General features: G+C 40.4%; 17 protein-coding genes, 2 tRNA genes and 1 pseudogene. 10 read left to right on the top strand and 10 right to left on the bottom strand.

Annotated features, from left to right (window positions below; all coding sequences use genetic code 11):
* Window positions 1–7 precede the first annotated feature (7 nt).
* Window positions 8–2780: pseudogene (locus A7P55_RS09420) on the top strand (M1 family metallopeptidase).
* A gap of 59 nt (window positions 2781–2839) precedes the next feature.
* On the opposite strand, the gene A7P55_RS09425 reads toward A7P55_RS09420, so the two are convergent.
* Both A7P55_RS09425 and A7P55_RS09430 read right to left on the bottom strand, forming a co-directional pair.
* Entirely contained in the window at window positions 2840–4204 is a 1365-nt protein-coding gene (locus A7P55_RS09425) for an L-cystine transporter (protein WP_171551905.1), read from the bottom strand.
* A 357-nt stretch (window positions 4205–4561) separates the two neighbouring features.
* Window positions 4562–5146 (bottom strand): aminodeoxychorismate/anthranilate synthase component II, encoded by a 585-nt coding sequence (locus A7P55_RS09430; RefSeq protein WP_216078011.1) that lies wholly within the window; start codon window positions 5144–5146, stop codon window positions 4562–4564.
* A gap of 617 nt (window positions 5147–5763) precedes the next feature.
* On the opposite strand from A7P55_RS09430, the gene glnA reads away from it, so the two are divergent.
* The 5 genes from glnA to A7P55_RS09455 all read left to right on the top strand — a co-directional run bounded on the left by glnA (window position 5764) and on the right by A7P55_RS09455 (window position 10698).
* Window positions 5764–7179 (top strand): type I glutamate--ammonia ligase, encoded by a 1416-nt coding sequence (gene glnA / locus A7P55_RS09435; protein WP_171057879.1) that lies wholly within the window; start codon window positions 5764–5766, stop codon window positions 7177–7179.
* 393 nt (window positions 7180–7572) lie between these two features.
* Window positions 7573–8064, top strand: coding sequence for a chorismate lyase (locus A7P55_RS09440; protein WP_016660385.1), 492 nt, complete (start codon window positions 7573–7575; stop codon window positions 8062–8064).
* Between the two features lie 15 nt (window positions 8065–8079).
* Window positions 8080–8961, top strand: a complete 882-nt coding sequence (gene ubiA / locus A7P55_RS09445) for a 4-hydroxybenzoate octaprenyltransferase (RefSeq protein WP_171551906.1) — start codon at window positions 8080–8082, stop codon at window positions 8959–8961.
* A gap of 109 nt (window positions 8962–9070) precedes the next feature.
* Window positions 9071–10375, top strand: a complete 1305-nt coding sequence (locus A7P55_RS09450) for a lipase family protein (protein ID WP_171551907.1) — start codon at window positions 9071–9073, stop codon at window positions 10373–10375.
* 116 nt (window positions 10376–10491) lie between these two features.
* A complete protein-coding gene (locus A7P55_RS09455; RefSeq protein WP_171551908.1) occupies window positions 10492–10698 on the top strand; it encodes a hypothetical protein in 207 nt (68 codons plus the stop codon).
* Window positions 10699–10717: 19 nt separating this feature from the next.
* Here A7P55_RS09455 and A7P55_RS09460 read toward each other — a convergent pair whose 3' ends face one another.
* The 4 genes from A7P55_RS09460 to A7P55_RS09475 form a co-directional block, all read right to left on the bottom strand.
* The gene (locus tag A7P55_RS09460) at window positions 10718–11158 is read right to left on the bottom strand and encodes a DUF2726 domain-containing protein (RefSeq protein ID WP_171551909.1); all 441 of its coding nucleotides are present in this window, start codon (window positions 11156–11158) and stop codon (window positions 10718–10720) included.
* Between the two features lie 58 nt (window positions 11159–11216).
* Window positions 11217–11292 (bottom strand) — tRNA-Asn (locus A7P55_RS09465).
* A gap of 85 nt (window positions 11293–11377) precedes the next feature.
* Window positions 11378–11686, bottom strand: a complete 309-nt coding sequence (locus tag A7P55_RS09470) for a hypothetical protein (protein WP_171551910.1) — start codon at window positions 11684–11686, stop codon at window positions 11378–11380.
* A gap of 179 nt (window positions 11687–11865) precedes the next feature.
* Window positions 11866–11941 (bottom strand) — tRNA-Asn (locus A7P55_RS09475).
* Between the two features lie 236 nt (window positions 11942–12177).
* On the opposite strand from A7P55_RS09475, the gene A7P55_RS09480 reads away from it, so the two are divergent.
* Window positions 12178–12609, top strand: coding sequence for a hypothetical protein (locus A7P55_RS09480; RefSeq protein WP_171552241.1), 432 nt, complete (start codon window positions 12178–12180; stop codon window positions 12607–12609).
* Between the two features lie 36 nt (window positions 12610–12645).
* Here A7P55_RS09480 and A7P55_RS09485 read toward each other — a convergent pair whose 3' ends face one another.
* Window positions 12646–13083 (bottom strand): PaaI family thioesterase, encoded by a 438-nt coding sequence (locus A7P55_RS09485; protein WP_171551911.1) that lies wholly within the window; start codon window positions 13081–13083, stop codon window positions 12646–12648.
* 181 nt (window positions 13084–13264) lie between these two features.
* On the opposite strand from A7P55_RS09485, the gene A7P55_RS09490 reads away from it, so the two are divergent.
* Window positions 13265–13684 (top strand): GFA family protein, encoded by a 420-nt coding sequence (locus A7P55_RS09490; protein ID WP_171551912.1) that lies wholly within the window; start codon window positions 13265–13267, stop codon window positions 13682–13684.
* A gap of 99 nt (window positions 13685–13783) precedes the next feature.
* Here the strand turns inward: A7P55_RS09490 and A7P55_RS09495 are convergent, their stop codons facing one another.
* Entirely contained in the window at window positions 13784–15019 is a 1236-nt protein-coding gene (locus A7P55_RS09495) for an aminotransferase class I/II-fold pyridoxal phosphate-dependent enzyme (RefSeq protein ID WP_171551913.1), read from the bottom strand.
* Window positions 15020–15233: 214 nt separating this feature from the next.
* Between A7P55_RS09495 and A7P55_RS09500 the strand changes: the two genes are divergently transcribed.
* Window positions 15234–15413, top strand: coding sequence for a hypothetical protein (locus A7P55_RS09500; protein WP_004652676.1), 180 nt, complete (start codon window positions 15234–15236; stop codon window positions 15411–15413).
* 38 nt (window positions 15414–15451) lie between these two features.
* Here A7P55_RS09500 and A7P55_RS09505 read toward each other — a convergent pair whose 3' ends face one another.
* A complete protein-coding gene (locus tag A7P55_RS09505) occupies window positions 15452–16246 on the bottom strand; it encodes a hypothetical protein (RefSeq protein WP_171551914.1) in 795 nt (264 codons plus the stop codon).
* 159 nt (window positions 16247–16405) lie between these two features.
* The gene (locus A7P55_RS09510) at window positions 16406–17389 is read right to left on the bottom strand and encodes a GGDEF domain-containing protein (RefSeq protein ID WP_216078012.1); all 984 of its coding nucleotides are present in this window, start codon (window positions 17387–17389) and stop codon (window positions 16406–16408) included.
* Between the two features lie 415 nt (window positions 17390–17804).
* On the opposite strand from A7P55_RS09510, the gene uvrB reads away from it, so the two are divergent.
* Window positions 17805–19829 carry an excinuclease ABC subunit UvrB gene (uvrB, locus tag A7P55_RS09515; RefSeq protein ID WP_171551916.1) on the top strand — a complete coding sequence of 675 codons (2025 nt, stop codon included), beginning with the start codon at window positions 17805–17807 and terminating at the stop codon, window positions 19827–19829.
* Window positions 19830–19882 lie beyond the last annotated feature (53 nt).

Here is a 19882-nt window from a genome sequence, read left to right on the forward strand (position 1 = left end):
CAATGATGTGTGGATGCAGCGAAGTGGTACACCATTTGCTGCGTCTTTTTATTTTAAAAACTACAGAGGACAGATCTCCTATGTTGGTCAAACCTTCATTTAAAAAACAATTGCTACTGACAACATTACTTTCATTATCTGCAACACAGATTTTTGCATCAAATAGCAATGAACAAATTCCAATCGGCAAATTACCTGAATGGGCCATACCTGAATCTTATGATTTAGATTTTAAAATTGATCCTGCACAAAAAAGTTATACGGGTAAAACCACAATCCATTTAAAACTGACCCAAGCAACCGATTATGTTTGGATTCATGGTAAATCTTTATCGGTAAAAGACGCTAACATCCTATCCGCAACTGGGCAGAAAACCACGGCCAAATATGAGCAAGCTTCGGAAGTCGATGGTGTCAGTCTGATTAAATTTGCTAAGACATTAGCTGCTGGGCAATACCGCTTAGTATTAGATTTCAATGCAGATTATGATCAACAACTGGATGGTATTTATAAAATTGAGTTTGAGGGTAAACCTTATGTTATGACTCAAATGGAAGCCATCAGTGCACGTCAATCTTTTCCATCATTTGATGAGCCCCGTTTTAAAACGCCATTTAATATTCGATTAACCATACCAAGTAAATATTCAGGTTTTGCCAATACCAATCAAGTCGCTGAACAGGCCGAAAAATCGGGTTGGAAAACCTTAAGCTTTGCACCGACTAAACCATTACCAACCTATCTATTAGCTTTGGCTGTTGGCCCTTGGCAAGTACAAAAAGGTCCTGATATTGGTGCGACTGAGTGGCGTAAACAGGCGATCAAATTACGCGGTCTGGCACCTGATGGTAAGGCTGAGAAAATGCAGCATGCTTTGTCTGAAACCCCAGCGATTTTAAAAACATTAGAAGATTATTTTGCATTTGGCTATCCATTCGACAAATTGGATTTGCTTGCTGCACCTGACTTTGCTGCTGGTGCGATGGAGAATCCCGGACTGATCACATTTAGAGATTACTTAATGTTGCTGGATAAAGACTCTCCCGTATCTTTTGTACAGAGTTCATTTAATGTCAATGCACATGAATTAGCGCATCAATGGTTTGGGGATGTGGTGACCATGCCGTGGTGGGATGATCTGTGGTTGAATGAATCTTTTGCCACGTGGATGCAAAGTAAAATCACCCAACAATTACATCCTGAATTTAATGCTGACTTAGAACGTGTGGTCGATACTGCAGGTGCAATGAAAAGCGATAGCTTGGTCAGTGTACGCCGTATCCGTCAGCCAATTTTAAGCAATGCCGATATTCAAACGGCTTTTGATGGCATTACCTACCAAAAAGGTGCAGCTGTTTTAAATATGTTTGAGAGCTATCTAGGCGAAGACAAATTCAAACAAGGCGTGCGTAATTACATTCACAAGCATCAATATGGCAGTGCTACTGCCAATGATTTAATTAGCTCCCTCGCAGAACAGTCTGGTCAAGCTGAGCGTTTTAGCAAAGCGGTGAAAAGTTTTATTGATCAACCGGGTGTACCGTTGCTGAATACTTCATTGCAGCAACAAGGTAATAAAGTCTTTTTAAATGTGAAACAAACACGCTATTTACCCGTTGGTTCTAAAGGCGATGCCAACAGTCTTTGGGGTGTGCCATTGTGCGTACGTTACGAAGTTCCAAATGCAGCGAGTAAAGTTCAATGTGAACTGGTTGATCAAGCCGAAGCCAAAATTGAACTCAAAGGTGCACGTATTAACAGTTGGTATATTCCAAATGCTGATGCGGCAGGCTATTACCAATTTAGTTTGCCTGAACCAGAACTTGCTCGTCTGACTGCCGCTACGGAGAAACTTTCCAATACTGAACAATTGGCCTATGCCTATGCTGTTTCAGCGGCATTTAACCATGGTGATATTAACCTTTTGGCGGTGGTGGATGTCGCCAAGAAGTTTGCGAACTCGAATAGCCGACAGATTAATACGGCATTGTTTCAGCAACTCAGCACAATCCAACGCCATGTGTTGAAGACGGAGGTAGAACGTGAGCATTTTAGAAAAGTGCTTGCGAATTTGTATCTACCTAAATTGAATCAATTGGGTTATGCGAGCAAAGCAGGTGAGTCTGCTGAGGATAGCTTGTGGCGGAGTGAGTTAGCCCAATTTCTTGCATTGGAAATTCAGGTACCAGAAGTTCGCCAAAAACTGTTAAAGCAATCCGATGTTTTATTTGAACAGACGCAACTGAACTTTGCTCAGCTCACCCCAGAATTATTGCCAACGATTCTGGCAGTCCGTGTCCAAGAAAAAGGACAGCCTACATTTGACCGTTTAGTGGGGGAGTTACAACGTATCACGCAGCCGACCCAACGTTTGGCGATTCTCACTGCTTTAGGTTCAGCAAATCAGGTGGAAACACGTCAGCAGGCACGTCAGCTCGTTTTAGACCCACGTGTGAAAGTCGGTGAAGTACGGACCGTGATTAACGCAATCAATAGCTATAGTGGTGAACAAGGTGGACTGTGGTCATGGTTTAAGACCAATCACGATGCTGTGTTTGATCGTTTAGGCAAGTCTTCTGCTGGACGTTTCCCCGCATTGTTTAGTGGTGCAGCCTGTTCACAACAAGAAGCGACGCAGTTGAATGCCTTCTTTGCACCGAGAACCAAAGAGCTGGTCGGGGTTGAGCGGGGTTTAAATCAAACTAAAGAACGTATCCAACTCTGTGAGTCTTTAGTCGCGAAGCAAGATGGTTCGCTTGTGCAACAGTTGAAGTTATAATTGATTCAATCATAAAAAAAGCCAACGATCATGCGTTGGCTTTTTTATTTTAATCTAGCTTAAGCATCATTATCGGGTTGTGGATTTCTGACACCGAGTAATTGACTGGTCGCTGTGCCTGCAGTCATCGAACCGTTGACGTTTAAAGCAGTACGACCCATATCAATGAGTGGCTCAATTGAAATCAGTAACGCAACTAAAGTAATCGGTAAGCCCATGGCTGGGAGGACGATTAAAGCAGCAAAGGTTGCACCGCCACCAACGCCAGCAACACCGATCGAACTGAGGGTTACCACCACAACCAACTGCGCAATCCATAATGGATCCAACGGATTGATACCGACTGTTGGGGCAACCATCACCGCCAGCATTGCAGGGTATAAACCTGCACAACCATTTTGACCAATGGTTGCACCAAATGAAGCAGAAAAGCTGGCAATCCCTTCAGGCACACCCAATTGTTTGGTCTGTGCTTCGATATTGAGTGGAATACTGGCTGCACTTGAACGACTGGTAAATGCAAAAGTTAAAACAGGAAAAACTTTCTTGAAAAAGTCGATTGGATTGACACGTACAAATAGCAAAATCAGTGCATGTACGAGGAACATAATTGCAAGGCCAAGATAAGAGGCAACTAAGAATTCGCCCAGTTTTACAATGTCAGCAACATTCGCCGTTGCCACCATTTTGGTCATGAGTGCCAATACACCATAAGGCGTAAATTGCATGACTAAACGGACAAGACTAATCACCAAAGCTTGCAGTGCTTCAATCCCGTGTCTGATTCTTTCACCATTGACGGTGTCTTTATCCATCAGTTTGAGCGCTGCAACACCTAAAAATGCAGAGAAAATCACCACACTGATGATCGCTGTTGGGCGAACACCGGTTAAATCAGCAAATGGGTTTTGAGGGAATAGTGAAAGCAAGAGCTTTGGAACATCTAAATCTGTCACTTGTCCAATGTATTGACTTTGAATGGTTGCTAGACGCGCCGCTTCTTTGGTGCCTTGTACTAGTCCTTCAGCGGTTAAGCCAAATAAATTGGTGATGCCTGCACCCACCAGTGCGGCAATTGCTGTGGTCGCTAACAAGATACCAATCACGAGTACACTGATTTTTCCAAGAGACGTGGTTTGGTGTAGTTTCACCACCGCACTTAGAATCGAGATGAAAATCAGTGGCATGATCACCATTTGTAATAGTTGTACATAACCATTACCCACAAGGTTGAACCATGCAACCGAGTGTTCAAGCACAGGGTTATCGCCGTAGATCGCTTTAAGGGCTAAACCGAAGAAGATACCAACCACCATACCGATCAGAACTTTTTTGGAGAGACTCCAGTCTTTTCGATAAGTAAAAAACAATCCTGCCATGAGCAGGACAAAAACAATAATATTCAATAAAACCAAGGTATTCACAATAGGTTATCCTGATAGATCATTCAGGGGGAATGCTAAGAACAATGACTTAGATTCTATCATCCAGCCGCCCTGAAACTTAATCATTCCTATGACTATAGTTAATCTAAAAAAGTAAAATGCAATCAGACAAAACAGAAATTGAGGATTGAACTTACTTTTTATAACGTGTGAAAAGTGGATTAATTATTGAAAAAGAATGACTTGTTTTTAAGTGTAAGTTTTCAGATTAAGTTTAATGCTGAAAATTTATACCGTGTGTATGAGTTATATATTGTTTTTATATGTTCAAAATAAAAACAGCCCATTGATTAAAAATGGGCTGTCAGGATATTTGATGTAATCAAATGCTCGTGTTTAAGCGTAAATATCCAAGAAGTTTTTGAAAATTTGATGACCATGTTCGCTCAAAATAGACTCAGGGTGAAATTGCACACCTTCCACAGGCAGAGTTTTATGTTTCACACCCATAATTTCTTCAATCGTACCGTCTGCTTGATTGGTCCAACAGGTCACTTCTAAGCACTCTGGCAAAGTTTCTTGCTCAATCACCAATGAATGATAACGTGTTGCAGCAAAAGGTGATGGCAAGTTGCTAAAAATCCCTTTGTCACTATGATACATATCGGATAGGCGGCCATGCATCACTGTTTTGGCGCGAATGATATGACCACCAAAGGCTTGTCCAATGGCTTGATGACCTAAGCAAACGCCAAGCAAAGGAATTTTGCCAGCAAAGTGATTGATGGCTGGAATAGAAATGCCTGCTTCACTTGGAGAGCATGGACCAGGGCCAATCACCAGATATTTCGGCTGCCATCGCTCAATATCCTCTAAAGTCACTTGATCATTACGAACAACTTTTACTTCTTGATTCAACTCGCCAAAGTATTGAACGATGTTGTAAGTAAATGAGTCATAGTTATCGACCATTAGAAGCATTTTATATTCAACCTATTGATTATATTTAAGGTTTTAACAAATGAGTGCTGATATTGCTCACATTGTTACTCACTTTAAGAAAAATGGAGAATGATGGACCACAATTCTTAGACGAATAATCATAGCAAAAACAAATAGCCAATGTTGAATATTTCGGAAATCTCAGCACTTAAATAAAGGGCCAATTTTGTTTATTGAAATGAGCAGGTAATTGATCATAAATTTTTGTAATTGAAACACTTGAGGAAAAAAACTGAAAGTGAATCGAAAGTCTAAATGAATTGATTGGAATGATGTTGAAAAGAATGATATAAAAAGCCAATTTACGCGAATAATAAAAGCGTAATTGGCACTACATTGGTTCTTTGTTATATGTATTGCACCATTTTGGTTCATTATGTCTTTTTTAGGGACGAACTGAAATAGGAATGTTTAAATATGGTGCATTTTAAAATGCAGGCATTAAAGTAAGCATAGGACAGGGAGCTTAAAGCATTTTTTCTGCAAAGAATTTCAATGTTTTAGGTATGCTTTGAAATTGTTGGTATGATAATTGCTAATTATACACCAACAACTAACACGCACTTAACAAGTGCATAAAAACTTCATTGGAGCAAATGAGCATGGCGAACAAGGTCCTTCAACTCATCAAAGAAAGTGGCGCAAAATGGGTCGATTTTCGCTTTACTGATACTAAGGGTAAAGAGCAGCACGTAACTTACCCAGCTGATACGATTGATGAAGATACATTTGAAGACGGTAAAATGTTTGATGGTTCTTCAATTGCTGGTTGGAAAGGCATTGAAGCTTCTGACATGATCTTACGTCCAGATGCTGAAACAGGTTTTCTTGACCCGTTCTTTGCTGAGCCTACAGTTGTTGTAACTTGTGACGTTATCGAGCCTTCAACTGGTCAAGGTTACGAGCGTGACCCACGTTCAATTGCTCGTCGTGCTGAAGAATATTTAAAATCTACAGGTATTGGTGATACAGCATTCTTTGGTCCAGAACCAGAATTCTTTGTTTTTGACGAAGTAAAATGGGACATCGACATGTCTGGCGCGCGCCACACATTGATCGCTGAAGAAGCTGCTTGGTCTACAGGTAAAGACTACGAAGCAGGTAACTCAGGTCACCGTCCACGTGTTAAAGGCGGTTACTTCCCAGTTCCTCCAGTTGACTCTCATCAAGACATGCGTGCTGAAATGTGTGCACGTATCGAAGACATCATGGGCCCTGGTCGTGTAGAAGTACATCACCACGAAGTTGCATCTTGCCAATTAGAAATTGGTGTGAGCTTCAATACTTTAGTTCGTAAAGCGGACGAAGTTCAGCAGTTCAAATATGCAGTTTGGAACGTTGCGCATCAATATGGCAAAACAGCGACATTCATGCCTAAGCCAATGGTGGGTGATAACGGTTCTGGTATGCACGTTCACATGTCAATTTCTAAAGATGGCAAGAACTTGTTTGCTGGTGATGAATATGCTGGATTATCAGAAATGGCATTGTTCTTCATCGGCGGTGTAATCAAACACGCGCGTGCGTTGAATGCGATTACTAACCCAGGTACAAACTCTTATAAGCGTTTGGTTCCACACTACGAAGCACCAATTATGCTTGCTTACTCAGCGCGTAACCGTTCGGCTTCTATCCGTATTCCTTACGTTTCTAGCCCTAAAGGCAAGCGTATCGAAGCACGTTTCCCTGATCCATTAATGAACCCGTACTTAGGTTTTGCGGCATTGTTGATGGCTGGTCTTGACGGTATTCAAAACAAGATCCACCCAGGTGAAGCTGCTGACAAGAACTTGTATGATCTTCCTCCTGAAGAAGAAGCAAAAATCCCAACAGTTGCGCACAACTTGGAAATGGCGATTGCTGCACTTGAAGCGGATCATGAGTTCCTGTTGAAAGGTGGTGTATTCACTAAAGAAATGCTTGATGCATATATCGAACTTAAAACTGAAGATGTACGCCGTCTTAACACGACGACTCACCCAGTTGAATTTGATATGTACTACAGCCTGTAATACATACAGATTGAAAAAAGCTCGCTTCGGCGAGCTTTTTTTATGTTTTTGATTCAATTGAAAGTCATGCGCTTTTTCTAAAGAAATTCATGTACACTCATAGGGTCTGCTGGCACTTCACAGATGTTTGCGACAGAGGACATTTTTTAGATGTTACAAGGCAGGTCGTATGAAATTTAGTGCTTCTAAATGAATACGGGCTAACGTTGTAACATCAAAAAATGACCCTGTCCCGAAGGGTTATGTCTAAAACCTCCCCAAACTTCGTTATGAAACTTGACAAGGGTATCGCCATTGTCTACGTTCCATGCCTTGTTTGTGTGGTTTTAGCCTATAACGCAATGCATGGCTGAAGTATCAGCAGACCCTAATGATGTTTTTAGTGAGCCAAGCATGCGAAATTTACGACCAAACAGAATTAAGGGACGAGAGATCCCAGCTGAATTAAAAAAATGGTTGTATGCATCTGGTTCCCTCACTCAGCAGTTGACTGATTTGGGCGGGGGGGAGTTTCATGTTGAACGGACAAAAGAGCATTTTCAACGACTCACTTTTAACGATAGCCAGTGGATGCAAATGCCAGCACACCATATTGCATGGGTACGTGAAACCAATCTTTATGGCAGTGAAACAGAAGCTTGGGTGAAAGCAAAAAGTATCTTCCCGATTTTAAGCTTACATAAGAAAGCACGATTATTTCGGCATATTCGTAATAAGCCAATCGGCTGGTTTTTATTTCAACGAACCAATCCTGCCTGTGAAAGACGAGTAATTTATCTTGAAGAAGGGTGGACCAGACAAAGTTGTTATACTTGGCATGGTTGCAAATTTATCGTGCAAGAGACTTTTCTCCCTGCATTTGAACAGTTTATTCGACAGCATTGACTCTAAGGATTCATCATGGAAACAGTGCAACACACAACATGGCGGCAACGCTTAGAAGCCTATTATTATTTATGCCGTTTTGATAAGCCTGTAGGTACAGAACTGGTCTTTTGGCCAACCATGTGGGCGCTATGGATTGCTGCTGGTGGTTTACCACCCTTGCAGATTCTCATTGCGATGGTCTTGGGCACTATTTTTATGCGTGCAGCGGGTTGTGCGATCAATGACTTTGCCGATCGTAAAGTCGATGCCCATGTAGAGCGTACCAAGACACGACCATTGGCGACAGGAGTAATTCGTCCACGCGAAGCGGTTTATGTTTTTTTGGGTTTGGTTGCTGCTAGTGCCTGTACCTTATTTTTTCTACCTATTGCGACCTTTTATTGCGCTTTAGCGGGGTTGGTGCTGGCGTTTATTTATCCCTTTATGAAACGCTATACCCACTTACCACAAGTGGTTTTGGGCATGGCATTTTCATGGGGAATTCCAATGTCTTTTACTGCGATGGGGAAGCCTCTGGATTTAACCTGCTGGCTTTTATATTTCGGCAATTTGGCATGGACAGTGGCTTATGACACCCAATATGCAATTACTGATCGTGAATATGATTTGAAGATTGGCGTGAAGTCGACAGCGATTTTATTTGGTCGTTACGATATACAGATTATCGGTTTGTTACAGCTTTTAAGCCTGATCTTGATTGGTGGGGCTTTATATCTGGAAAATCTGTTACTCCCATTTGGATTGGCTGCATTGTTGATTGTTGCAGGAGATTTTATCTATCAAGCGGTTAAAACTAAAGATCGTGATCCACAAATTTGTTTTTGGGCATTCCGTCACAATCGCTGGGTGGGACTGATTATTTTTATTGGAATTTTTTTAGAATTCATATTTTAAATTGACTGAATAGTTGAAAAGTGTCCTATGCAGGGCACTTTTTTTATGCCTTAATAATGTGGCATGTAGTTTCATGCTTCAAATAAAACAAGGACTAAAGGGATATTTTATGAAACGGTCTAAAATTGCATTAGCAATAACATTCTCTATTTCGGCATTATTTTTAACCGCATGTAATGACAATGATGATGATTATACCGGGGTAGATTCGAATAAAACCTATCTGTCTGAAACGACTTATTCTAAGGATAAAGTGGATAATGCCTCATCGGTAAAAGTCATGACTTATAACATGGTCAATGTACAAGGGCGCACGGCAAAAGCAACCGCACTGGTGATGTTTCCAAAAGCTGCTCAACCTACTGATGGTTACCGAGTTGTGGTCTGGGAGCATGGTACGGTTGGGGTGGGTGATAGTTGCGCACCAAGTAATAATACTGTGAATCCTCGCTTTAAAATTCTCGCTGATACTTTATTGGCGGCGGGTTATGTGGTGATTGCCCCAGATTATGAAGGCTTGGGGACTCCAGGAATTCATCCCTATCTAAACTTGGGTAGTGAAGCGAAGTCAGCAATTGCGGCGGTTAAAGCAGCCAAAGATCATTATGGGGCGAAACTCAATGGACAATGGATGTCAATTGGTCAGTCTCAAGGTGGTCATGCTTCATTGGGTACTGCTGAATTTGCAAATAATGATGCAAATTATAAAGGTGCGGTTGCGGGTGCGCCTGCATCGAGCCTTGGTTATATCATTTCTGTTGTTGCACCACAGGCAATTGCAAATATTCTTAAGCAAGAACAGGCTGGTCTTGCACCAGTAGGTACAGCTGTTGAAGTCTATGCAGAGCTGCTTGCTTATGCTGCATATACGACTGTGGGTATTACTGCTTATGATCCTAAATTTAATTATCGAGAAATTTTTCAGGAACGTTCTCGCTCAATTGCTGAATTCGCCGAAGGCACGACAGGTGAAAATGGCATCTGTTTAGATGATTTGCATAATAAGTTTGCAGCAGATATTCGTGACTTTATCAGCAAAGATACCACGAAAACTGTTTTGGACTACCCAGGCTTAGCAGGCAACTTCCAAGAAAATCCAACAGTGAAAAAATTCCTAGAAGATAATCAACCTGCGGCCAAGAAAATCAATACACCTGTTATGATTATTCAGGGTAAGCTAGATATGGCTGTTCCTTATGATGTGACAAATGCTTTGCAAAATGGATTAAAAGCCTTAGGTACAAATGTTGAATTCTTAGGGGTTGATGGCGCAAGTCATACTCAAGCAATTGTATGTAAGAATGCGGATGCTTATAGATTTATCCAAGACAATATGTCAGCGGGTACAGGTATCGTATTGACGAATGCGCAGAAGGATGCCAGTCAAAATCCTCACTGTACTGGTAAATTCTAAGATTTCTTTACTTATTTAGAAGAAATTTGCTTTTAAAAAGAGCCTCTTTATAGGGGCTCTTTTTTGTTATATTGTTACGCATCTTGAAATTGATGTCATTTGAGTTTGAAACAGCTATGAGCCAGCAATCTGTTGAAAAAAAGTCAGTACCTTGGTTATTAATGAGTTTGGGATTGTTGATTCCAATTTTTATTGTAGGTATGGCCTTTGTTGCTGCTAAAAGTGATGCACAAACCAAGAAAAAATATGACCAGCAACGCGCTGAAATGGCAAAGAAATTTGAACAGCAGAAAAATGCTGAACAAGCGACAAAGGCGGAATAATCTTTCTTAAATTAGCCGACTATCGAAGATCCATCTGTAGCTGTTTTATAGATGGAATCTCTGTATAACGTTGCACTTGATAGCCTGCTTCTTGCAACATCTGATCGCGCTTTTTATCTTCTAATTCTTTACCTAAATGGCTTGGGTCATCTAACTCAATAATCGCCAAAACATTCATTTGCTGATCTAAAACCACAAAGTCTGTGACCTTACGATTAAATTTACTACGGATCTTGTAATGGTCACTGGTAATCAATGCACTGAAGGCAACCTGCGCAAGTACATGGTGCTGTGGAAAGGCCTGTTGTAATCGTGCAAACATTCTTGATTCAAATGATGTGATGACGGGTCGAGCAAAGAACTTTTGTTTGGGAAAGAAAGGTCGTATACAGCTAAAGAGTAATATAGCTGTACTAATAAAACCAATAGTGAGAAATAAGAGGTGATTCGATTCAAACATGTGTTTATCAAAGAGCAAATAAAAAACCCACTCAACTAAGAGTGGGTTTTTAGAATCTTGGCTCTCCCACCTGGGCTCGAACCAGGGACCTGCGGATTAACAGTCCGTCGCTCTACCGACTGAGCTATGGGAGAATCTGGAGCGAATTTTAGGGCTTAAATGACAGTCCGTCAAGTAAAATCAGTATGAATAATAATCGCTTAACCAAAATATAGTGTATTAACGTGCAACTTGATTACATTGTGCCAATTCAGTGGAGCGGGCAGTCCAGATTGCACCTGCTGAGTTTTTATAATAACTAATCTTGCCAATACGTAAGACTAGACTCTGGCAAGAATCTAAGGAGAGTGCATTGCCCCAAGGGCCAGACATGCGACAGACACTACCATTACATTTCCAGACGACATTGGGTCCATTTTCAATGGGAACAGTTACTGTACCTTTATAGGAAGAACCTGCATACCAAGTGGTTTGTGCAGCGATTGCTGGACTGCTAAGGAATATTAAACAGAATAGAAGTTTTTTCATTATATCTTTTCCCTAATATAATAATTAAATTTTATTTTATATTGAAAATAGGGAGGTGGCCTAAATTTATACGATACTCAACATGAAACGAACAAAATAATCATAATTGTCGTTATAAGGGGTATTTTGTACATTTAAAATAAAAAGCCCAGATCAATGATCTGGGCTTTTTAGAATCTTGGCTCTCCCACCTGGGCTCGAACCAGGGACCTGCGGATTAACAGTCCGTCGCTCTACCGACTGAGCTATGGGAGAATCTGAGTGCCATTATAGGCAGCTTTTAAAATTGGTCAAGATAAAACTGTCATGTTTCTTTCATTTTTGCATCGTATGCTTTTTATTTGCACAATTGCGATAAAGTCAGAAAAATAACTTGAACTTTAGGTGGGCTATTGCTAGATTCAAATGAGAAAGAGCGTTTAGGTATTTATCTAAACAGTGTGGATTTAACCCTACTTGCCAGCACTAAAATGGCTAAACTGGAGGTCGAAATGACTATTCTAAATATTCAATCTATTTTTTCAAATTTGTCTTTTTATCAAGAGCATTATCTCGAAATTATTCAAGATGCTGCACAGTATTACACGCCAGTTGAACATTCATTTATCAATACTTTTCCATTTAAGCAACAAGCCTTGTATCTGGGCGATTTATTGCAATTATGGTTTGGCAATAAGTGGAAAATTCAAACGGTTAAAGACCTACTCACACAAAAAAATACATCGACTGTTGATGAGCATACGCCTTTGTATGTATTCCAACTTGGTGGTGAATTATTTTTAGGCGCAAATACGGCTTTGGCTTGGTCTGTGGCAGAGCAAAAGATTGTTTCTGTGCAAGTGAAAAGCATTTGGCAATACGCAGTATTCAGTCATTTATGTATTCGACCAAAAAACTTTCAAGCGAATAAGGCCATTGCATAGGGCTATGATGAGATAGCCCATTTGCTTAATCTGTGCTTATGGGCGAATGATCATGCAGGTTGCGGTTGCATGGGCATACAGTTTGCCATCTGCATCGACAATCTTACCTTCAGAAATACCTAAATTTTTACTAATATTGATCATGCTGCCTATCGCTGTGAGTTTTTGATTCTTTGGAATAGGGCGACACATTTTAATATTTAGATCAATAGTGCCATAACCGACACCTGCTTCTAAAAGCGTATGAATAGCACAGCCTGTCACTGAATCAAGTACGGTTGCAGCAAAACCACCATGTACACCACCCAGCGGGTTAAGGTGGCGTTGATCTGCTTGTACTTCAAATTTAATAAATCCTTCTGCAACTTCTACGGGTTGCATCGGAATCGTTTCACTAATACTGGCAGGTGGAATTTTCCCTTCACACATCGCGGTTAAAAACTCAAGTCCATTCATTTCTTTCGGGTGTTTCATGTTTTTTCCTATATAGTTCTAAAAAGGAACTTGTTTATAACGTAGTCTTTCCATGAGAGGCTGTCAATACAGTTCATCGATCAATATCATGTTTTACAAATTATTGATTGCAGCATGCTTGCTTTGTTTTATGCTAATCATAATTCATAAATAACAATTTTGAATAAAAGGTAAATTTATAATGAAAGGACAATGTGTTTGTGGTGAAACCACATTTGAAGTTGAATTAAGTAATCATGATGTACATGCCTGTCACTGTTCGATTTGTCGTCGACAGACCAGTGGCGTGATTATGACGATTGATGTGAAACAGGGCAGCTTAAAATTTTTAAAACAAGATCATCTCTCTGTTTATAACTCATCAGCTTGGGGCGAGCGAGGATTCTGTAATGCCTGTGGTACCAATTTATTTTGGCGGACTAAAGATCAGAATTATTGCAATATCAATGCATTTGCATTGAATGAGTCACCAAAAGATTTGAATCTCGATCTGGAAATCTATATTGATTGTAAGCCTGGGTTCTATGCTTTTCAAAATTCGACCAAGAAGATGACTGAAGCTGAGGTCGTTGCACTTTTTAGTGGTGAATCTGCGGAATAGCGTAGCTTGTAGGAAATTCTAATTGTATTGCAGATTATTTCGATTTAAGAGATAAAAAAAGAAGCTTCATTGAGAAGCTTCTTTTTTATTGCGGAAAAATTATTTCGCAGCTTTTTCTGCTGCAATCGATGCAATTGCAGCATCAACGCCTTCAATTGAATCAGCCGCTTTTTTGATACGCGCTAAAGCATCAACTAAAATTTCGTCAGCAGTTGCGTAAGAGATACGCATAAACCCGCCTAAGCCAAATGCATCACCAGGAACAACGGCAACACCTGTTTCTTCAAGTAGCCATTCAGAGAATTCTGTGCAAGATTTTAAGCCTTTGGCACGAATCAATGGACGAATGTTGGCATAGGCATAGAAAGCACCATCAGCAGGAAGACAAGAAATCCCTTTGATGTCATTCAAGCCGCTCACAACGAGGTCATGACGACGTTTAAACGCTTCAATCATTGGCTCAAGTACATCTTGCGGGCCATTCAATGCTGCTTCAGCTGCAACTTGCGAAATCGAAGTTGGGTTTGAAGTGGATTGTGACTGGATCTTTTTCATCGCACCAATGATTTTTGCAGAACCTGCAGCATAACCGATACGCCAGCCTGTCATTGCGTAGGCTTTAGATACGCCATTTAAAACAATGGTACGATCATACAAGTCTGGTGCAACAGTCGCGATATTGTAGAACTCATCTTCCCAACGAATTGGTTCATACATGTCATCAGAAGCAACAAATACTTGTGGATGACGACGTAACACTTCTGCTAAAGCTTCTAATTCAGCTTTGGTATAGATCATACCTGTTGGGTTTGAAGGGCTGTTTAATACCACTAGACGTGTATTTGGTGTGATTGCTGCTTCTAACTGTTCTGGTGTGATTTTGAAGCGTTGTTCTTCGCCGCATTTCACGATCACGGGTGTGCCTTCAGCAATAATCACCATATCTGGATAGCTTACCCAGAACGGAGCAGGGATGATCACTTCATCACCTTTGTTTAACAAAGCAAGTGCCAAGTTAAAGAAACTTTGCTTACCACCACAAGACACGAGAATCTGGTTGGCTTCGTAATCTAAATTATTATCGCGTTTGAATTTCGCAATAATTGCTTTTTTTAAGCTTGGAGTACCGTCTACAGCTGTATATTTTGTAAAGCCTTTATTAATCGCTTCAATTGCAGCATCTTTGATATGTTGAGGGGTATCAAAGTCTGGTTCGCCTGCACCTAAACCAATCACGTTTTTACCAGCAGCTTTAAGCTCAGCGGCTTTATTGGTTACTGCAAGTGTAGGGGACGGTTTGATGGCATTGACACGATCAGAGAGACGTACGTCCACGGCATTATTCCTTCTTATGGGATTAAAAAATAAAAAGCAGCTTATCTTAGCCTAAATAGACTTCTTTGTGGCTGAAACTTGCCAGAATCGCATAAAAAGTTACTAAATTTTAAGCATTAGAATCATTGTGTTTTTTTACATATTTTATTTTTATCAAAAGCGCAAAAATCTATTACAATATGCGGCTAGAAATCTAGATTTCGAGAGAATTCCAATGAGTACCCAACAACCTAAAGCCAAAAAAGCTTTGGTGAAATTGCCTTTTCCGATGCCATCTGCTCAGGATGATGCTGAGGATGCAACGCATAATCAGGTTCGTCCAAAACCTGAACAATATGCTGATCGCACTTGGATGCCACCACGCGGTACACGTCGTTCGATGGGTAAGCGTTAAGAAAAAAAGCCAATCAATCTGATTGGCTTTTTTTCTTATTAATGGCGGTTTAATGGATGTTGTATTTTTAGTTCGCCGCGCCAAAGTTTGAGAAAATCGTACTCATCAATATCATACAGTTCCATCAAGGCAATAATGACACTCACAAAGGTCATGGCACCTTCAGCGTTGTTATGGAAATTGAAAATTTTGCCATTGAGCTTGCCTAAAATATCATTGATTTCATGTTCACGACCGCGACCATAACGATCACGTGGGTACAACTCTTCATTTAAAACAACCAAAGCAATGGCCTTTTCAGCTGCGGTTAACTGAGTCTGATCGAGTGCTTCTTCGAAAGACTCGTAGCCATGATCAAAATAGAAAATGACCTTATCTGAAATAAAAGCATGCACCGCTTCAGCAGTTAGATCAGGAAATTGCGAAACAGCATCTTCTTCAATATAGGGGCGAAAGGATTCTGGAAAAATCACATTGGAGTGAATTCCTTTAAATAATGGGGCGATTTCCGATACTTTATAACCCGCGATACCACAGCCCAAGGCCGTTAAAAAGTATTTCATTTTAGGATGATGTTTTGCGTAGACTTTAAAGTCCTCGACATAATGCTCTATCTGAGCCAATGGCATTTGTTGTAAGTGTTCATTCAGGGTTGGAATTGCGAAGGTTTGTCCTGCCCAACCACGACCGACACCTTTGACTGCCGCAAAGTGTTGTGCTGCGACTCGGGCTGCGCCGCTGTCATGTATCCCTGCTAAATTACTACCAAAAACAAAGACCGTATCTTCTGGGAGTTCCGTTACGATTGTTTCATCGTGATATTGGTAAGCCATATTCTTATCATTGAAATAGAGTATAAGTTCATGTTGCAGTCGATTGCTGAAAGGGTCAAGCGCTGTTTGTATTTTTCTTTTATATTTTACTTTGGTGGTAGGTCTAATGTGAGGTTTATTCAATCCTATTGGTTTTAAAGCTATGCTTGAATGAAAGATCTATATAATCAAGTCAAAAGAAATTTGATTTCGTCCATTCTCTTTTGCTTGATAGAGTAAATTATCTGCACGCCGCAATCCTTGTTCAATTTCATCAAAGTCATGTATCTGTGTGAGGCCATAACTGGCCGTCATTTTAATTTTATGGCTCGTAAATGTGGTTTGTTCAAGTTGTGTTTTCAGTTGTTTTGTTCGAGATAGTGCCTCAGTTGCATCTTTTGCAGAGATCAAGCAAATAAACTCTTCACCTCCAAAACGAGCCATTAAATCATTTGGTTTTTTGTGCTGTAACATGACTCGGCTTACTTTTTGTAAGACCTGATCACCAATATAATGTCCCCATGTGTCATTAACTGACTTAAAGTGATCAAGATCTAAGCAAACTAGAAAGTAACAATGATTGCTGAAGGTTCGTTTTTCACTTTTTTCGAAAAACCCCCGCCGATTAAGCAATTGGGTTAATGGATCTTGTAGACGTTCGTTGTTGAGATGCTGAATCACATCTTTGACGGCACCACCACTGATTACGATTGCGAATAAAATATTTAGAATAATATTGACTGACATCCCTAGTAACCACCATGTTGATGAGGTGAGGATGATATGGTCACGATCAATGCTATCTAAAAATATAAAATTAATGATGGCACGACAAAAAGAATAGGAGACATTCAGCAGATAGAAAATCAAAATCCAGCGATCAAATGATTTACTGGCGGGCAGAGATTGCAATACCGCAGGAATCGTAATAAAGCCAATCAGTCCAAGAGTGGCATTCAAAATAATCAACCTTAACCATATTTGCGGATTTACATAGGAAAAATAGGCCAGTGTAATAATGGCAAAGGTTGCGAGTGCGAAAGCGATGTAATGATTGAAAGACCTATTTAACTTGACGCTGATCGCATATGCACCCAGCCAACTACCTAATAAATAAAGAATTGCAGTGAATGGAGCAGCAATTGTCAGTTGCGGGTTGCTCATCAAACATTGTATAAAAAGTGCTATGGAGGGAATTGTATAGGCCAAACCAATCCATAATAAAAAAATCTCAGCTTTAAAAATTAAGCGACAGAATGTAAATGCCAAACCAATGAAAAATAGGCAGCTGGGAACGATTAATATAAAATATTGTGTATTAACTGAATTCACAAAAAATTTTAAAGTTCTTGATATTTTTGAAGCGCATAGATTAATGTGCTTTGGTATAAAAATTCAATCTTTTTAGTTGAAAATATAAAATTAGCCGTACTTTTTAAGTAAACAAATATGTGAATTTGAACGTAATTATTTAAATCTAATATTTGCATCTAAACATTCGCATTAAAGTACATAAAATAGATTGCAAATTGAGTCGATCGACTCCATTAATAACGCATGTTTAGCAAAGAGAAGTCTCGTGAGCGAAAATCAACCTTTTGAGTTAGTCACCAACTACCAACCTGCGGGAGATCAACCTCAGGCGATTGAAAAATTGGTCAGTGGTATCGACCAAGGTTTTCGCAATCAATTACTGCTCGGGGTTACTGGTTCAGGTAAAACCTATACCATGGCCAATGTGATTGCACAGACGCAACGCCCAACCATTGTCATGGCGCATAATAAAACCCTAGCAGCGCAGCTCTATGGCGAGTTTAAAGCTTTTTTCCCGAATAATGCGGTGGAGTATTTCGTCAGTTATTACGATTACTATCAACCAGAAGCCTATGTGCCATCATCCGATACCTTTATCGAAAAAGACTCTGCCATCAATGATCACATTGACCAAATGCGTCTTTCGGCAACACGTGCGTTGTTAGAGCGTCGTGATGCGATTATTGTCGCTTCGGTTTCTGCAATCTATGGTTTGGGTGATCCAAATGCCTATATGCAGATGCTATTGCATATTGTACAAGGTGATCGCGTCAGTCGCGATGAGATCATTCGTCGTCTAGTAGAGATGCAATATACCCGTAATGAACTGGAGTTTTTACGTGGTACCTATCGTATCCGTGGGGAAATTATTGATATTTTCCCAGCAGAATCGGATAAAGATGCGATTCGGGTCGAGTTATTTGATGATGAAGTGGACTCGATTCGTTGGTTTGATCCGTTGACAGGAAAATTGGTATGTAAAGTGCCGCGTGTGACCATTTATCCAAAGAGTCATTATGTGACCCCGAAAGATCATTTAACCCGCGCGATTGATACCATTAGAGACGAATTAAAAGATCAGCTGAAATTCTTCAAAGCGCATGACAAATTATTGGAAGCACAGCGGATTGAACAGCGTACGCGTTATGATTTAGAGATGATGCAACAGTTGGGCTATACCAATGGGATTGAAAACTACTCGCGTCATCTTTCAGGTCGTGGGGCAGGCGAAGCGCCGCCAACTTTGTTTGATTATATCCCCGAAGATGCTTTGCTGATTATTGATGAATCACATGTCACTGTTCCTCAAATTGGTGCGATGTATAAAGGCGACCGTTCGCGTAAAGAAAACTTGGTCAATTATGGTTTCCGCTTACCAAGTGCTTTGGATAACCGTCCAATGAAATTTGAAGAGTGGGAGCGAATTGTTCCAACGACCGTTTTCGTCAGCGCAACACCCGCCCATTATGAATTGGAAAAGTCAGAGCAAATTGTTGAGCAGGTGGTACGTCCAACAGGCTTGATTGATCCTGAAATTGAAGTGCGTCCAGTATTAACCCAAGTAGATGATGTACTTTCTGAAATCAATATTCGTAAACAGCTGAATGAACGTGTGCTGGTCACGACTTTAACCAAACGTATGGCTGAGGATTTAACTTCATATCTTAAAGAATATGGCGTTAAAGTGGCCTATCTGCACTCGGATATTGATACGGTTGAGCGTGTCAAAATTATTCACGAACTACGTACTGGTGTGCACGATGTACTGGTCGGGATTAACTTGCTGCGTGAAGGTCTGGATATGCCAGAAGTGTCTTTGGTTGCAATTTTAGATGCAGATAAAGAAGGTTTCTTGCGTTCAGAACGTTCATTGATTCAAACCATTGGTCGTGCAGCACGTAATGTCAAAGGTAAAGCGATTTTATATGCCGATCGTATTACTGATTCGATGCGTAAAGCGATGGATGAAACAGATCGCCGTCGTAATAAGCAAATTGAATTTAATGAATTACATGGGATTACCCCACGTAGTGCGGTACGCCAAGCGATCAAGGAAATCGATACGGGTGAAGTACTGACCGACGATGAAATTGATGAAAAAGTACTTGAGCAAGCACAGTCGATCAGTGCAGATGAGCAGCATTTATTATCTGATCCAAAACTGTTTGCAAAGCATATTGGCAAACTGGAAAAGGAAATGTTAAAAGCCTCGAAAGAGCTCCAGTTTGAACAAGCTGCAAGATTACGCGATGAGATTGTCCGTCTTAAAGCGCATATGTTGCAGTCATAATCAAACAGAGAAATCCTCAAAAGGGATACATATCGCAACAGTTTTTGTTCACA

This window comes from Acinetobacter sp. Ac_5812 (genome assembly GCF_013072695.1).
In the GTDB taxonomy this organism is placed as follows: domain Bacteria; phylum Pseudomonadota; class Gammaproteobacteria; order Pseudomonadales; family Moraxellaceae; genus Acinetobacter.

Bases quoted from the DNA above. Each gene is read 5' to 3' on its own strand.
- A7P55_RS09430 (WP_216078011.1), bottom strand. From the start codon at position 5,146: ATGCTTCTAATGGTCGATAACTATGACTCATTTACTTACAACATCGTT.
- glnA (WP_171057879.1), top strand. From the start codon at position 5,764: ATGAGCATGGCGAACAAGGTCCTTCAACTCATCAAAGAAAGTGGCGCA.
- A7P55_RS09440 (WP_016660385.1), top strand. From the start codon at position 7,573: ATGCGAAATTTACGACCAAACAGAATTAAGGGACGAGAGATCCCAGCT.
- ubiA (WP_171551906.1), top strand. From the start codon at position 8,080: ATGGAAACAGTGCAACACACAACATGGCGGCAACGCTTAGAAGCCTAT.
- A7P55_RS09450 (WP_171551907.1), top strand. From the start codon at position 9,071: ATGAAACGGTCTAAAATTGCATTAGCAATAACATTCTCTATTTCGGCA.
- A7P55_RS09455 (WP_171551908.1), top strand. From the start codon at position 10,492: ATGAGCCAGCAATCTGTTGAAAAAAAGTCAGTACCTTGGTTATTAATG.
- A7P55_RS09460 (WP_171551909.1), bottom strand. From the start codon at position 11,158: ATGTTTGAATCGAATCACCTCTTATTTCTCACTATTGGTTTTATTAGT.
- A7P55_RS09470 (WP_171551910.1), bottom strand. From the start codon at position 11,686: ATGAAAAAACTTCTATTCTGTTTAATATTCCTTAGCAGTCCAGCAATC.
- A7P55_RS09480 (WP_171552241.1), top strand. From the start codon at position 12,178: ATGACTATTCTAAATATTCAATCTATTTTTTCAAATTTGTCTTTTTAT.
- A7P55_RS09485 (WP_171551911.1), bottom strand. From the start codon at position 13,083: ATGAAACACCCGAAAGAAATGAATGGACTTGAGTTTTTAACCGCGATG.
- A7P55_RS09490 (WP_171551912.1), top strand. From the start codon at position 13,265: ATGAAAGGACAATGTGTTTGTGGTGAAACCACATTTGAAGTTGAATTA.
- A7P55_RS09500 (WP_004652676.1), top strand. From the start codon at position 15,234: ATGAGTACCCAACAACCTAAAGCCAAAAAAGCTTTGGTGAAATTGCCT.
- A7P55_RS09505 (WP_171551914.1), bottom strand. From the start codon at position 16,246: ATGGCTTACCAATATCACGATGAAACAATCGTAACGGAACTCCCAGAA.
- A7P55_RS09510 (WP_216078012.1), bottom strand. From the start codon at position 17,389: ATGAGCAACCCGCAACTGACAATTGCTGCTCCATTCACTGCAATTCTT.